Annotated in this window: 12 protein-coding genes; 8 read left to right on the plus strand and 4 right to left on the minus strand. The window is 65.8% G+C overall.

The annotated features are described in order from the left end of the window. Positions 1 to 380 precede the first annotated feature (380 nt). Positions 381 to 956 carry a DUF3016 domain-containing protein gene (locus ASF90_RS07470; RefSeq protein WP_055847924.1) on the minus strand — a complete coding sequence of 192 codons (576 nt, stop codon included), beginning with the start codon at positions 954 to 956 and terminating at the stop codon, positions 381 to 383. Between the two features lie 248 nt (positions 957 to 1,204). Between ASF90_RS07470 and ASF90_RS07475 the strand changes: the two genes are divergently transcribed. The 5 genes from ASF90_RS07475 to ASF90_RS07495 all read left to right on the plus strand — a co-directional run bounded on the left by ASF90_RS07475 (position 1,205) and on the right by ASF90_RS07495 (position 6,019). Beyond that, entirely contained in the window at positions 1,205 to 1,651 is a 447-nt protein-coding gene (locus tag ASF90_RS07475; RefSeq protein WP_055847927.1) for a hypothetical protein, read from the plus strand. Next, positions 1,638 to 1,928 carry a hypothetical protein gene (locus ASF90_RS07480; protein ID WP_055847930.1) on the plus strand — a complete coding sequence of 97 codons (291 nt, stop codon included), beginning with the start codon at positions 1,638 to 1,640 and terminating at the stop codon, positions 1,926 to 1,928. Before ASF90_RS07475 ends, ASF90_RS07480 begins: the two co-directional genes overlap by 14 nt. 123 nt (positions 1,929 to 2,051) lie before the next feature. Further along, positions 2,052 to 4,085 carry an ATP-binding protein gene (locus tag ASF90_RS07485; RefSeq protein WP_055847933.1) on the plus strand — a complete coding sequence of 678 codons (2,034 nt, stop codon included), beginning with the start codon at positions 2,052 to 2,054 and terminating at the stop codon, positions 4,083 to 4,085. Positions 4,086 to 4,284: 199 nt separating this feature from the next. After that, positions 4,285 to 4,593, plus strand: a complete 309-nt coding sequence (locus ASF90_RS07490; protein WP_055850234.1) for a DUF3247 family protein — start codon at positions 4,285 to 4,287, stop codon at positions 4,591 to 4,593. Between the two features lie 88 nt (positions 4,594 to 4,681). Beyond that, positions 4,682 to 6,019, plus strand: a complete 1,338-nt coding sequence (locus ASF90_RS07495; protein ID WP_055847935.1) for a sorbosone dehydrogenase family protein — start codon at positions 4,682 to 4,684, stop codon at positions 6,017 to 6,019. An 860-nt stretch (positions 6,020 to 6,879) separates the two neighbouring features. Here the strand turns inward: ASF90_RS07495 and ASF90_RS07500 are convergent. After that, on the minus strand, positions 6,880 to 7,140 hold the full coding sequence (locus ASF90_RS07500; protein WP_115513966.1) for a hypothetical protein: 261 nt from the start codon (positions 7,138 to 7,140) through the stop codon (positions 6,880 to 6,882). Between the two features lie 212 nt (positions 7,141 to 7,352). On the opposite strand from ASF90_RS07500, the gene ASF90_RS07505 reads away from it, so the two are divergent. From ASF90_RS07505 to ASF90_RS07515, 3 genes are read left to right on the plus strand one after another with little or no spacing between them, the layout of a single operon-like run. Further along, the gene (locus tag ASF90_RS07505) at positions 7,353 to 8,420 is read left to right on the plus strand and encodes a class I SAM-dependent methyltransferase (protein WP_055847941.1); all 1,068 of its coding nucleotides are present in this window, start codon (positions 7,353 to 7,355) and stop codon (positions 8,418 to 8,420) included. After that, positions 8,417 to 9,130 (plus strand): pseudouridine synthase, encoded by a 714-nt coding sequence (locus ASF90_RS07510; RefSeq protein ID WP_055847943.1) that lies wholly within the window; start codon positions 8,417 to 8,419, stop codon positions 9,128 to 9,130. The genes ASF90_RS07505 and ASF90_RS07510 overlap by 4 nt, the downstream gene beginning before the upstream one ends. Further along, a complete protein-coding gene (locus tag ASF90_RS07515) occupies positions 9,127 to 9,807 on the plus strand; it encodes an HAD family phosphatase (RefSeq protein WP_055847945.1) in 681 nt (226 codons plus the stop codon). The genes ASF90_RS07510 and ASF90_RS07515 overlap by 4 nt, the downstream gene beginning before the upstream one ends. Before the next feature lie 461 nt (positions 9,808 to 10,268). Here ASF90_RS07515 and ASF90_RS07520 read toward each other — a convergent pair whose 3' ends face one another. Then, a complete protein-coding gene (locus tag ASF90_RS07520) occupies positions 10,269 to 11,075 on the minus strand; it encodes an SDR family oxidoreductase (RefSeq protein WP_055847948.1) in 807 nt (268 codons plus the stop codon). Positions 11,076 to 11,263: 188 nt separating this feature from the next. Continuing rightward, complete coding sequence (locus tag ASF90_RS07525; RefSeq protein WP_055847951.1) at positions 11,264 to 11,824, minus strand: DUF1415 domain-containing protein; 561 nt, start codon at positions 11,822 to 11,824, stop codon at positions 11,264 to 11,266. Between the last annotated feature and the right edge of the window lie 86 nt (positions 11,825 to 11,910).

The raw sequence follows: 11,910 nt of genomic DNA on the forward strand, positions 1-11,910 counted from the left end.
GCCTCATGCAGGCTGGGCGATACGAGTGCTTCGCTCGTCTCTCACCCCAACCCCTCTCTCGCGGGGAGAGGGGCCTGAGCGGCAGCTCGACTGCTTGCCCTTCTCCCGCCGGGCGGGAGAAGGTGGCGCGCAGCGCCGGATGAGGGGACGGGCGAAGCCTTGCGCAGGCTGGGCGATACGAGTGCTTCGCTCTCCCGCGGGGAGAGGTGCCTGAGCAGCAGCTCGACAGCTTGGCCTTCTCCCGCCGGGCGGGAGAAGGTGGCGCGTAGCGCCGGATGAGGGGACGGCCGAAGCCTCGTGCAGGCTGGGCGCTACGCGTGCTTCGCTCGTCCCCTCACCCCAACCCCTCTACCGAAGTAAGAGGGGTTCGAAGCGTCAGCTCACAACCCAGCCGTACTGCGATCGCCGCGGAACTGCTTGCGTACCCAGTCGTCGATCATCGCTTTCTCGAAGCGCAGCGGGTCGCTGTCGGTCAGGCGTGGGCCGCTCATCAAAAACGCCGAGTCCACCAGCTTGCGTTCGCCCTGGTCGATCACCTCGCCGTTGGCACCGGTCAGCGTGTAGGTAAAGCTCAGGCGCGGCGGGTAGATGTCCTTGACCACGCGCACGTCCTGCATGCGTGGCCCGTGCCAGGGCTCGTACTGGCCGGCGCGGCGGATGTCGGTGATGGTCACGCTCAGGTGCTGGCCGTCGGGGAGCTTGCGGGCGGCACTCTGCTGGAAATGGGTCGCCAGCTGGGTTACCCAATCGCCGCGCTGCGCTTCCCAGCGGTTGCCGCTGAAGCGCACTTCGGAGAAATCGGCCGGGTCGGTCCAGCGCACGTCCACCTTGCCATCGCTGCTCAGCGCACGTGGCGCCTGCGGGTCGGTGACGTTGCGTACGCGGGCCTGCACACCGGTCGCCGCGAGCAGTCCTGCCAGCAACAGGCCGGCGCCGGAAACACTGGAAAGTTTCATGGAAAGCCTCCAAGCGGAAGGTACGTTGCGTACCCGCTGTTACAGCAGTGTGGGGCTGCACCAGGCCGCCCGCAACGCACGCTGCGCGCGGGGGCGTCTTGCGTTGCCGCCCGGTTAATCCGCACCGCAGCGACCATGACGGCGAGTTCACTGCGCCTGCGCCCGCGCTTCACGGCACAGGCCGGAAGATCGCTCGCATGGACACCCACTCTTTTCGCACAAAGTCAGTTTCTTCGGCGCCGGCACATATGCCGGCGGACGTGCGCCTGCAGTTCATCGACTGGGCAAAACAGCACGGCCACAACCCCGCCACCGGGGCCGCCGCCTTCGTCGCCCTACAAAGCGAGGTGGACCTGGACCTGGCCACGCGCGCTTTGCACATGGAGCCCGGTACCGACCCGCGCGATGCGTTGCGCGAGCACTTGGCCGCGCTGGCACGTCAGGTCGATGTGGCAGTGCAGTTTCCGCCGGTGTACGCCTACACCGCCGCGACGGGTCTGACCTATCGCTACTCGCTGATGCTGGTGATCGCCGAGGACTGTGTCGAGTGGACTGCGCGGATCTGGCAGGACCTGGATTACCAGGGAATGCTCACCGGCCGTGGACAAGGGCCGCGTGCCAATTACACCCAGCTGGCGCGCATGGCGCTGGAAAACGAGCTTGATCAGGAGCGCCCGCGTTATGTCCAGGCATGAATTGGAACTGGAACTGCCGCTCGGGGCGCAGGTGGCAACCGGCGACGACGGCTTCAGCCAGCGCTGCCGTGGCGAGTGCGCAGAACTGGGGTTGTCGCGGGTGAGGCTGCTACTGCTGGATGCCGACTACGCACGCTCCACCGCCTGGCGCGAAGAAGCGCAGCGCTGGATGGACGAGCAGTTGCGCCGTGAGGGCGAGTGGGTATTTCGCGGGGTGATCGCCGGCATCGTGGTGCTGGCGACCTGCATCGCCCTGGCCGCAGCCACGCTGTGGTAAGCCTGCGACACAGGGGCGGAATGGCGCCCTGCAATGGCCGCGTGAACCAGACCGGCCCCCTGTGCACCCGCTGACGACATCGGCCGTGGTTTCATCTGCCCGTCATCCGCTCCGGCAGCATCCGTGGTTTCCGATTTGAGCACCTCATCTTCCAGCCCCGATCTGGCCGCCGCCTTGCCGGCCGTCATCGCCGAGCCGTTTCTCGATCCGGCGATGTATCACGAGATCTTCCACAACATCGATGCCGGTTTCTGCGTCATCGACATGGTGTTCGAGGGCGAGCAGGCGGTCGATTACGTGATCCGCACGACCAATGGCGCGTTCGAGCGCTATACCGGTCTGTCCGATGCGCTCAATGTGTCCATTCGCGACATGCTCCCCGAGCATGAGCAGGAATGGTTCGACCGTTACGGCCAGGTCGCGCGCACCGGCAACCGCATTCACTTCGAAATGCAGGCCAAAGCGCTGCGCCGCTGGTATTCGGTGGACGCGTTCCGGGTCGGTCAGCCGGAGCAGGCGCGGGTCGCGGTGCTGTTCATGGACATTACCGAGCGCAAACGCGTGGAGCGCGAGCTGGCCGAAAGCGAGGCGCGTTTTTCCGCGCTGGCGGACGGCCTGCCGATGCCGGTCTGGGTGTTGGACGCGCAGGGCGTGGTGCGCTTCGTCAACAGCGCCTACGGCGAATTCTTCGGCCTGGATATTTCCAGCGGCACTGTATCGGCATGGAGCGAATTGCTGCACCCCGACGATCTGCCTGTCTTCCAGTTCGAGCTCTCCGCCGCCCTGGAAGAACAACGCGGCCTGCGTGCGCTGGTGCGTGCGCGCCGCCACGACGGGCAGTGGCGCTGGATCGAAATGACCGCCACACCGCGCTATTCGGCCGATGGGCGTTTCATCGGCCTGGCCGGCAGCAGCCCGGATGTGACCGAGCAGCGCGAAATCGAACTGGCCCGCGAGCAACTGCTGGAATCGGAGCGCAGTGCGCGTAACGAAGCCGAAAGCATGGCGCGGCTGAAGGACGAGTTCCTGGCCACGCTGTCGCATGAGTTGCGCACGCCGCTGACCACCATCCTGGGCTGGAGCGAGTTGCTGTTGCAGCGGGTCGAAGAAGGACATCCCAATTACAAGGGCCTGTCGGTGATTGCCAGCAGCGCACGCGCGCAGAAGCGGCTGATCTCGGACATGCTCGACCTCAGCAGCATGTTGTTGGGCAAGGTGCAGCTGGAAGTCGAATCGCTGGACCTGGCCGAGCAGGTGCGCGAGGCGCTGAGCACGCAGGAACTGGCCGCCGACGGCAAAGATCAGGTCATGGAACTGCATGTGCCGCCGACACCGTGTCTGGTGCTAGGCGATGCCACCCGCTTGCAGCAGGTGTTGTGGAATCTGCTCTCCAACGCCATCAAATTCACCCCGGCGCACGGCCGCATCGATGTCACCATCGAACGCGACGACGGGCACCTGCTGGTCTCTGTGCGTGATTCCGGCGACGGCATCGCGGCCGAGTTCCTGCCGCACCTGTTCGGCCGCTTCCGTCAGGCCGATGGCACCACTACCCGCCAGCACGGCGGCCTGGGGCTGGGTCTGGCGATCGTGCAGCAGCTGGTGGAAATGCACGGTGGGCAGGTCGGCGCCACCAGTGGCGGGCGTGGCAAGGGCGCCACCTTTACGGTGCGTCTGCCCGAGCATATTCCCGATCAGGCCAAGCGCCCGCGTCGCGAGTTGCGTCGGCGCCTGATGTCCGAACAGATCGTCGAAGCGCGTGCGCTCAACGGCCTGCGCCTGCTGGCTGTGGAAGATCAACCGGACATGCTCGATTACCTGCGTCGCCTGCTTGAAGAGCAGGGCGCCGAAGTGGTCACCGCCGGCAGCGCCACCGATGCATTGGCATTGATCGATCACCGCGGCCACGCACGCTTCGACGTGATGCTGACCGACATCGGCATGCCTGGCATGGACGGTTACGGATTGATCCGCACCGTGCGCGATAACCTGGGTCTGGATGCCCATGCACTGCCGGCGGTCGCGGTGACGGCACTGGCCCGCGACGACGATCGCAAGCGCGCGCTGGACTCCGGGTTTCAGGAACACTTGGCCAAGCCGTATAGCGTGGCGCAGCTGGTCACCGCGGTCCGTGCGGCGCGCGAAGCGGTGGAGTGATGCCGACGCGGCGGCAACGTCGCGCAGCTGAAGGAAGGTGTCGCCATAGGCACGGGTCGCTCGGTTTGGGAGCGGACCGCGTGAGATCGCCGCCCATGCATGCGCGGTGCGCACTCAGGCAAAACACAGGTGCAGCGTTTGCTGCATCGTTCACGCACGATGGCCTAGCGTGATGCGCTCCGCCCAGGGAGACATCGCGATGTCCAAATACGCCCCGCACGTGTATTCCGAACACGTGCAAATCGCCACGCTCGAACATTGGGTCTCATTGCTCAACGGACAGGAGCGTGTGCGGATCGAGCTCGACGACGGCAGCATGCTCAGCGGCACCGTCGCAGTGCGCCCGACCATCCAGACCTATCTCGATGACAACGAGAACGAAGGCGTCAATGGGCAGTTGCGGCTGGATCAGCTGGATGCCTCCCAGGCGCCGCACTGGATCTGGATGGATCGCATCGTGGCCGTGCACCCGCTGCCACTGGGCGACGATCCACAGGTGATGCCGTGACGCGGACGTGTTGACGATGTATTTACTTCTTCCTGGGCGGTTGCCGGCATGATGGCCGACTGTCGCAACTGTTCAGGATTGGCTCGCAATGCATGCACCCCTGCTCCCGCTCATTCGCTGGCCGCTGTCGTTGCTGGCGGTTGCCGTTCTCGCCGGATGCGGCGACACCGCCACGCTGGCCATCGAACAGGGGACCGGGCCTGACCCGCAATTGCCCGAGCCGGTCAAACGCCTGATTCCCACGGTAAAAGTGGCCCCGGTCAAGCGCTGGGCCGCCAACGCCAAACCCATGGCGGCCGACGATCTGCAGGTCAATGCCTTTGCGCGCGATCTCGATCACCCGCGTTGGGTGTACGTGCTGCCCAACGGCGATGTGCTGGTGGCCGAAACCGCCGAACCGCCCAAGCCTGAAGATGCCGAAAGCGGTGGTGGTCTGCGCAAGAAAGTGCAGGGCGCAGTGATGAAGAAAGCTGGCGCCGTGGTGCCCAGCGCCAACCGCATCACTTTGCTGCGCGATGCCGATGGCGACGGCGTGGCGGAGGTGCGCACGCAGTTCATCAGCGGGCTGTTCTCGCCGTTCGGCATGGCGCTGGTCGGTGACCGCTTCTACGTGGCCAATGCCGATGCGCTGGTGAGCTTTCCTTACAAGGCGGGCGACACGCACATCAGCGCCAAGCCCACGTTCGTGGCCAATCTGCCCGGCGGGCTCAACCACCATTGGACCAAATCGCTGCTGGCCAACGCCGATGGCGGCAAGCTCTACGTGGGCGTCGGGTCCAACAGCAATGTGGCCGAAAACGGCATGGAGGCCGAGCTTAACCGCGCGGCGATCCTGGAGATCGATCCGGCCACCGGCAGCAGCCGCGTGTTCGCCAGCGGGCTGCGCAATCCGGTGGGCACCGCGTGGGAACCGCAGAGCAAATCGCTGTGGGTGGTGGTCAACGAACGCGACGAAATCGGCAGCGATCTGGTCCCGGACTACCTGACCTCGGTGCGCGATGGCGGCTTCTACGGCTGGCCATACAGCTACTACGGTCAGCACGTGGATGAGCGGGTGGAACCGCAAAATGCCGAGTTGGTGGCCAAGGCGATCAAACCGGACTACGCGCTGGGCCCGCATACCGCTTCGCTTGGCCTGACCTTCGCCAGCGGCAGTTTGCTGCCGGAGCGTTTCCGCCAGGGCGCTTTTATCGGTCAGCACGGCTCGTGGAATCGCGACCCGCCCAGTGGTTACAAGGTGCTGTTTGTGCCGTTTGTCGACGGCAAGCCCAGCGGGACGCCGATCACCGTGCTGGATGGATTTCTGGACGCCGAAGGCAACGCACAGGGACGCCCGGTGGGCGTTGCACCCGACAACAGCGGTGCCCTGTTGGTGGCCGATGACGTGGGCAACGTGATCTGGCGTGTGACGCCGAAGGCGCGGTAAGCGGAGGTGTTTCGTGAGCGTTGTCCCTTCTCCCCTCGGGAGTTCGTGGGCGTTGTCCCTGTCCCTTCTCCCCTCGGGAGAAGGTGCCCGAAGGGCGGATGAGGGTACGTGCGCAGCCTCGCGCACATGTCGCACAGCGTGGCTTCGCCCCGTACCCTCACCCCAACCCCTCTCCCGAGGGAGAGGGGCGTTGTCCCTTCTCCCGGCGGGAGAAGGTGCCCCGCAGGGGCGGATGAGGGTACGTGCGCAGCCTTGTGGACATGCCGCATAGCGTGGCTTCGCCTCGTACCCTCACCCCAACCCCTCTCCCGAGGGGAGAGGGGCTTTGTCCCTTCTCCCGTCGGGAGAAGGTGCCCGAAGGGCGGATGAGGGTACGCGCGCAGCCCCGTAGACTTGCTGCGTACTGGGCTTCGCCCCGCACTCTCATTCCAACTCCTCTCCCGATGAAGGAGAGACTTTGATTTGTCGCCGCTTTCCTGTTTGGGGGCAGGATTTTCCGAGGTGACGGTTCTCTCCGTTCAGCCGTGTTTGGCCACCAGGAGACATGGGTGGTCGCAACAATGGCGGCCAGAAAAACTGGACATTTGCCCAGTTCTTGGTGGACATACTGCGCGGACACCATGGCCATGCAACGTAGATGCGGCGGCATGCAATGGGGACACCACATCGTCAATAGAAGCAGCACAGCGGACGCGTCTATGCCTGCCGCGCCAAGCTCTTATGCGCGTATCGACGAACAGCCGCTAGCCAGATTTCAGCAAGATGCTGCTAGCCGAACCGTTAGCTGATACCGCACGTATCTAATGCCAACACGTACCGCACGCAGTTCAATCATCTGCCATCTGCACAAAGACCCATGCTCAGCGTGGCGCCTCTGGCGATGCACTGAAACGGCGTGCGTAGCCGCGCTCTTCGGTGATGCGGATGACGTCGGCGTCGGCCATTTCTGGCGCGCCGTAGACCGCGTAGGCCACGCTGCCGTCGTCGCGCTCACCGACCTGATGCAGGCGGTAACGGGGGCGACCGGCGCCGGTGTTTTCGGGGTAATGCATGGGTGGCGGGGTGTCGTCCAGGTCCATTTCGCTGTTGTCGACGACTCCACCTACGAACAGGGCTCGCATCGCGTATCTCCGGTGTGGGCTTGGCTTCCAGCCTAGGCCGGCAGATGTTGCGTGCGCATCAACGGTCCGTATAAACAGCGCAAGGCAATCCGTTCGCAGGTCACGCAATGGATGACCCGCGTCAGCGCATGGCAAGCACGGATCGCGTGGCGAGCACGGGCGGCAGGCAGGGCTCCCTTACAATGGCGGCCTGTTCCCGACCTGATGATCCGATGGCTGGCCCGCACGATGCCCCGCTTCAAGCCCTGTTCCTGCCCTTCGCCCAAGGCGCGCTGCCGTGGCCGACAGGCCCTGTGCTGTTTCTGCGTGCGCGCGACGGCTTTCCGCTGCGCGAGCACGCGTCCGCCGATGCGCTGACCTGCGAGCAGAGTTTTCGCCCGTTTGCGCAGGCGCTGGAGGGCAGTGGCTGGAGCGTGCGCGAAGAGAGCGAGATCGAGGCCGACAGCACCCGCTACGCGCTGGTACTGGTGCTGCCGCCGCGGCAGCGCGAAGAAGCGCGCGCGTTGTTTGCGCGCGCGCTGGCGCTGACCGCGCCCGGTGGCCGGGTGGTGGCATGCCAGTCCAACAACGAGGGCGCCCGCTCAGGCGAGGCAGATCTGCGCCAGCTTGCCGGTCTGGCCGGCAGCCTGACCAAGCACCATTGCCGCACCTACTGGACCGCGCCGCTGCCCGCCGACACCGATGCCGCGCTGCAGGCGCGCTGGGCGGCGCTGGATGCGCCGCGCAAGATTCTGGATGGACGCTTCGTCAGTCGACCGGGTGTGTTCGCCTGGGATCGCATCGATCCTGCGTCGGCGTTGCTGGTCGAGCACCTGCCCGCCACCCTGGCCGGGCACGGTGCCGATCTGGGTGCGGGGTTCGGGTATCTCTCGGCCGAAGTACTGGCGCGCTGCGCCAAGGTCACTGCGCTGGATCTGTACGAAGCCGAAGCGCGTGCGCTCGCGCTGGCGCGACGCAATCTGCAGGACATCGCGCATCCGGCGCAGCTGCAGTACCTCTGGCAGGACGTCACCGCCGGGCTGGCGGCGCAGTACGACTTCATCGTCAGCAACCCGCCATTCCACACGCCCTCGCGCGCCGATCGCCCGGATATTGGCCAGCGTTTCATCGCTGTGGCCGCGCAGGCCTTGCGCCCGGGCGGGCAGCTGCTGCTGGTGGCCAACCGGCATCTGCCTTACGAGCAGGTGCTCAACGAAAGCTTCGGTCAGGTCCGCGTGGCCGCCGAGCGCGGCGGCTTCAAGTTGATCGCTGCCGTGCGCGGCAAGGCGGCACGCGCATGAAGCTGGTCAAACACATCGCCAATCTCGGCTATGGCAGCCGCAAGCAGGTGACCCAGCTGTTTCGCCAGGGCGCCGTGACCGATGTGCAGGGCGAGGTGCTGTATGCCGACGATCAGGTGGAGCACGATGCCATCCGCATCGATGGCGAGCCGTTGGACCCGCCGCCGGGTTTCAGCCTGTTGCTGCACAAGCCCAGCGGTTACACCTGCTCGACCAAGGACACCGGCCGGTTGATCTACGAGCTACTGCCCCTGCGTTTTCGCTCGCGTGCGCCAGTATTGGCGCCGGTGGGGCGGCTGGATCGCGAGACCAGCGGCATGCTGCTGATGACCGACGATGGCGCGTTGCTGCACCGGATCATTTCGCCCAAATCCGCACTGGACAAGGTCTACGAGGTCAGCCTGGCCGAAGACCTGCGCGGCGATGAAGCGGCGCTGTTTGCCAGCGGCGAGCTGCTGCTGGAAGGCGAAACCAAGCCATTGCTTCCCGCCGAGCTTGAGGTACTTAGCGCGCGCCAGGCACGCCTGACCTTGCACGAGGGCCGCTATCACCAGGTGCGTCGCATGTTCGCCGCCGCCGGCAATCACGTGGCGGCATTGCATCGCAGCCGCATCGGCGGCTTGTCGCTGGACGCGCTGCCATCGGGCCAATGGCGTGCCTTGGAGGCAAGCGATCTGGAGGTGCTGTTCGGGCGCGGAGCGACTGCATGACGGCGGCCACGCCGCTGCCGTTTCGCCCGCAGGCGGTGATCTTCGATATGGATGGTTTGATGCTCGACAGCGAGCGCGCCATCACTACCTGTCTGGCGCAGGCGGCCGATGCGCAGGGGCTGACAATCGAGCCGACGTTCTGGTTGCAGATGGTCGGTACCGGCGATGTGGCCTGCCGCCGTCTGCTTGGCGAACGCGTCGGCGACGCCGCTGCCGAACGCATGCTGGCGCGCGCCCAACTGCTCTATGACGCCGTCGCGGAACGCGGCATCCCGCACCGGCCCGGCATCATTGCGCTGCTGGAGTATCTGGCTGCGCTCGGCATGCCACGTGCGGTGGCGACCTCCACCCAACGCCCGCTTGCCTTGCGCAAGCTCAAAGCAGCCGATCTGCTGTGGCGCTTCGATGCGGTGTGCACCGCCAGCGATGTGCAGCATCCCAAGCCGGCGCCGGATATCTACCTGCTGGCAGCGCAGTCGCTGGGCGTGGAGCCTGCACACTGCCTGGTGCTGGAAGACTCGCCGACCGGCGTGCGCGCTGCATTGGCGGCGGGCATGACCCCGATCCAGATCCCGGACCTGCTCGAACCCGATGCGGACGTGCGCGCGTTGGGCCATCGCATCATGCCCTCGCTGGGCGATGCGCAGCGCCTGCTGGAAGCGCAACTGTCGGGTTGATCAGCGGGTGTGGATTAGCGTCCGAAAAAGCCTCCGGAAAGTCGTCTGGAACGCAGCGCCCAAATGACAGGCGCTGCAGCACGCGCTGGCGATCAGTCCACCACGCGCGGGCGCTGCGTGCGCAACCATCAAAGCCCCTCTCCCGTCGGGCGAGAAGGCGCGGTTTGCGCGCCACTGGCGCGCGTGCCTTGGAGCGCCCGCGTCGTAAACGCGGGCTGGGGCGCGGAGCGGGGGTTGGGGTGAGGGCACGAGCAACCGACTCACGCCACACTACGCATGGACAACGCCCAAAGCGCCGCTGCGGATGCACGACGCGCGCCGGTCTCCGAGCTTCCGCCTCACCGATCCCAACGTCGATGTCGTGCATGACGAACACTACAGACCGGCAAGCACGCGCGTCCCCGCGTCGCAGCAGCGCGCTGCAAAGCGCATCACCTAAGTCGTATCAGAGCAGCACGCCGTCACACGTACTGCATCTTGCGCGACATGCCGCCGTCGACGATGAAGTCCTGCCCGGTGACGAATCCGGATAGCTGCGGTGACAGCAGGTACACCGCCAGCTGCGCGATGTCTTCCGGCGTGCCCACACGTCCGGCCGGATGCTGCGCATGGTCGCGTCGCGACAGTTTGGGCGCACGACGACGTTGCGGTGCACGCCAGGCATCGGTGCTGATCCACCCCGGACTGATGCTGTTGACGCGCACCTGCGGGCCTTCGCTCAGTGCCAATGCGTGGGTAAACGCAACCAGGCCACCTTTGGCCGCTGCATAGGCTTCGCTATGCGGCTCCGACTGCCAGGCGCGGGTGGAGGCGATGTTGACGATCGCACCACCGCCATCTGCCTGCGCCAGTGCAGGCAAGGCATGTTTGCTGCATAAAAACGCGCCATGCAGGCTTGCCAGGCGCCGATTCCAGTCATCCCACTCCAGCTGCGGCAATGGCGCAACGTGTGGATCCGGTACGCCGGCGTTATTGACCAGGCCATCGAGTCGGCCGAAGCGCTTGCGCGCCGTGGCGATCAGACGCGCGGCCTGGGTCTCGCGCGCTGCATCGCAACGCACGAATGCACTGCGTTGCGGCAGCGCCCAGTCCTGCAGACAGGCCTTTCCGGCAGCGGCGTCCAGATCGCCGATCACCACGCTGCCGCCGGCACCCAGCACGGCCTGCGCAATGCCGCGTCCAATCCCTTGCGCGCCACCGGTGATCACCACCACGCGGTCCTGCAGCGGTGACGGGTTCCATGCGGAAACAGCGGGAATCAGGGCCATGGCGTGTGCGCATAACGAAAGGGTGCGGCACTGTAGCGCGCGCCATGTCAGTGCTACAGCAACACCGGCGACGCCTACGGTAGCGACGCGACCGCGCTTTTCATGGGCATTTCAACGGATTGCCGCCGCCGCACGGTGCCGGCGTTCGGCCCCTGCTGCATGCATTTGGCGCGCGGCAGGGCGCAGGCTCAGTGTTGGGCGCCGTTCAACACGCGTTCCCAGCCCGCGCGGCCCAGCCGTTCCAACGTCTGAATATTGCGCTCGACAATCACGTCCGGATCCGGGTACGCCGCCACCGCACGCTCCACGCTGTCCTCGCGCAGCAGGTGCAAGGTTGGGAAGGGCGAGCGGTTGGTGAAGTTGGCCACATCGTCCAGCGCGGCGCCTGCAAATTGATAGTCGGGGTGGAAGCTGGCCACCTGCAGGATGCCTTGCAGGTCCAGCGCTTCCACCGCCGCGTCGGCATTGTCGAGGAAGTCGTTGTAATCCAGGAAGTCGGTGAGCACGTCCGGATGCACGATCAGGGTGGTGTCGATCTGCTCGGCCGGCGTGTCGCGCAGCAGGACAAGTTCTTCGGCCAGTTGTTCCAGCAGCGCCTCGGGCGTGCTGGCATCGCTGAGCACCAGCCGCACCTGTTCCTTGACGTACACCGCCTTGGCGAACGGACACAGGTTCAGCCCGATTACCGCGCGTTCGATCCACGTGCGGGTAGCGGTCAACGGATCGGGCGTGGCAGGCGTGGTGGTCATCGTGGCGGCGGCGTGATGGCGCGCCAGTGTATGCGATCGTTGCCGAAGCGGCCGCGCGGGCTGATTCACCAGCGATGACGCAACAG

The sequence above is a fragment of the Xanthomonas sp. Leaf148 genome (genome assembly GCF_001423585.1).
Lineage (GTDB): Bacteria > Pseudomonadota > Gammaproteobacteria > Xanthomonadales > Xanthomonadaceae > Xanthomonas.

Bases quoted from the DNA above. Each gene is read 5' to 3' on its own strand.
- ASF90_RS07470 (WP_055847924.1), bottom strand. From the start codon at position 956: ATGAAACTTTCCAGTGTTTCCGGCGCCGGCCTGTTGCTGGCAGGACTG.
- ASF90_RS07475 (WP_055847927.1), top strand. From the start codon at position 1,205: ATGCCGGCGGACGTGCGCCTGCAGTTCATCGACTGGGCAAAACAGCAC.
- ASF90_RS07480 (WP_055847930.1), top strand. From the start codon at position 1,638: ATGTCCAGGCATGAATTGGAACTGGAACTGCCGCTCGGGGCGCAGGTG.
- ASF90_RS07490 (WP_055850234.1), top strand. From the start codon at position 4,285: ATGTCCAAATACGCCCCGCACGTGTATTCCGAACACGTGCAAATCGCC.
- ASF90_RS07495 (WP_055847935.1), top strand. From the start codon at position 4,682: ATGCATGCACCCCTGCTCCCGCTCATTCGCTGGCCGCTGTCGTTGCTG.
- ASF90_RS07500 (WP_115513966.1), bottom strand. From the start codon at position 7,140: ATGCGAGCCCTGTTCGTAGGTGGAGTCGTCGACAACAGCGAAATGGAC.
- ASF90_RS07505 (WP_055847941.1), top strand. From the start codon at position 7,353: ATGGCTGGCCCGCACGATGCCCCGCTTCAAGCCCTGTTCCTGCCCTTC.
- ASF90_RS07510 (WP_055847943.1), top strand. From the start codon at position 8,417: ATGAAGCTGGTCAAACACATCGCCAATCTCGGCTATGGCAGCCGCAAG.
- ASF90_RS07515 (WP_055847945.1), top strand. From the start codon at position 9,127: ATGACGGCGGCCACGCCGCTGCCGTTTCGCCCGCAGGCGGTGATCTTC.
- ASF90_RS07520 (WP_055847948.1), bottom strand. From the start codon at position 11,075: ATGGCCCTGATTCCCGCTGTTTCCGCATGGAACCCGTCACCGCTGCAG.
- ASF90_RS07525 (WP_055847951.1), bottom strand. From the start codon at position 11,824: ATGACCACCACGCCTGCCACGCCCGATCCGTTGACCGCTACCCGCACG.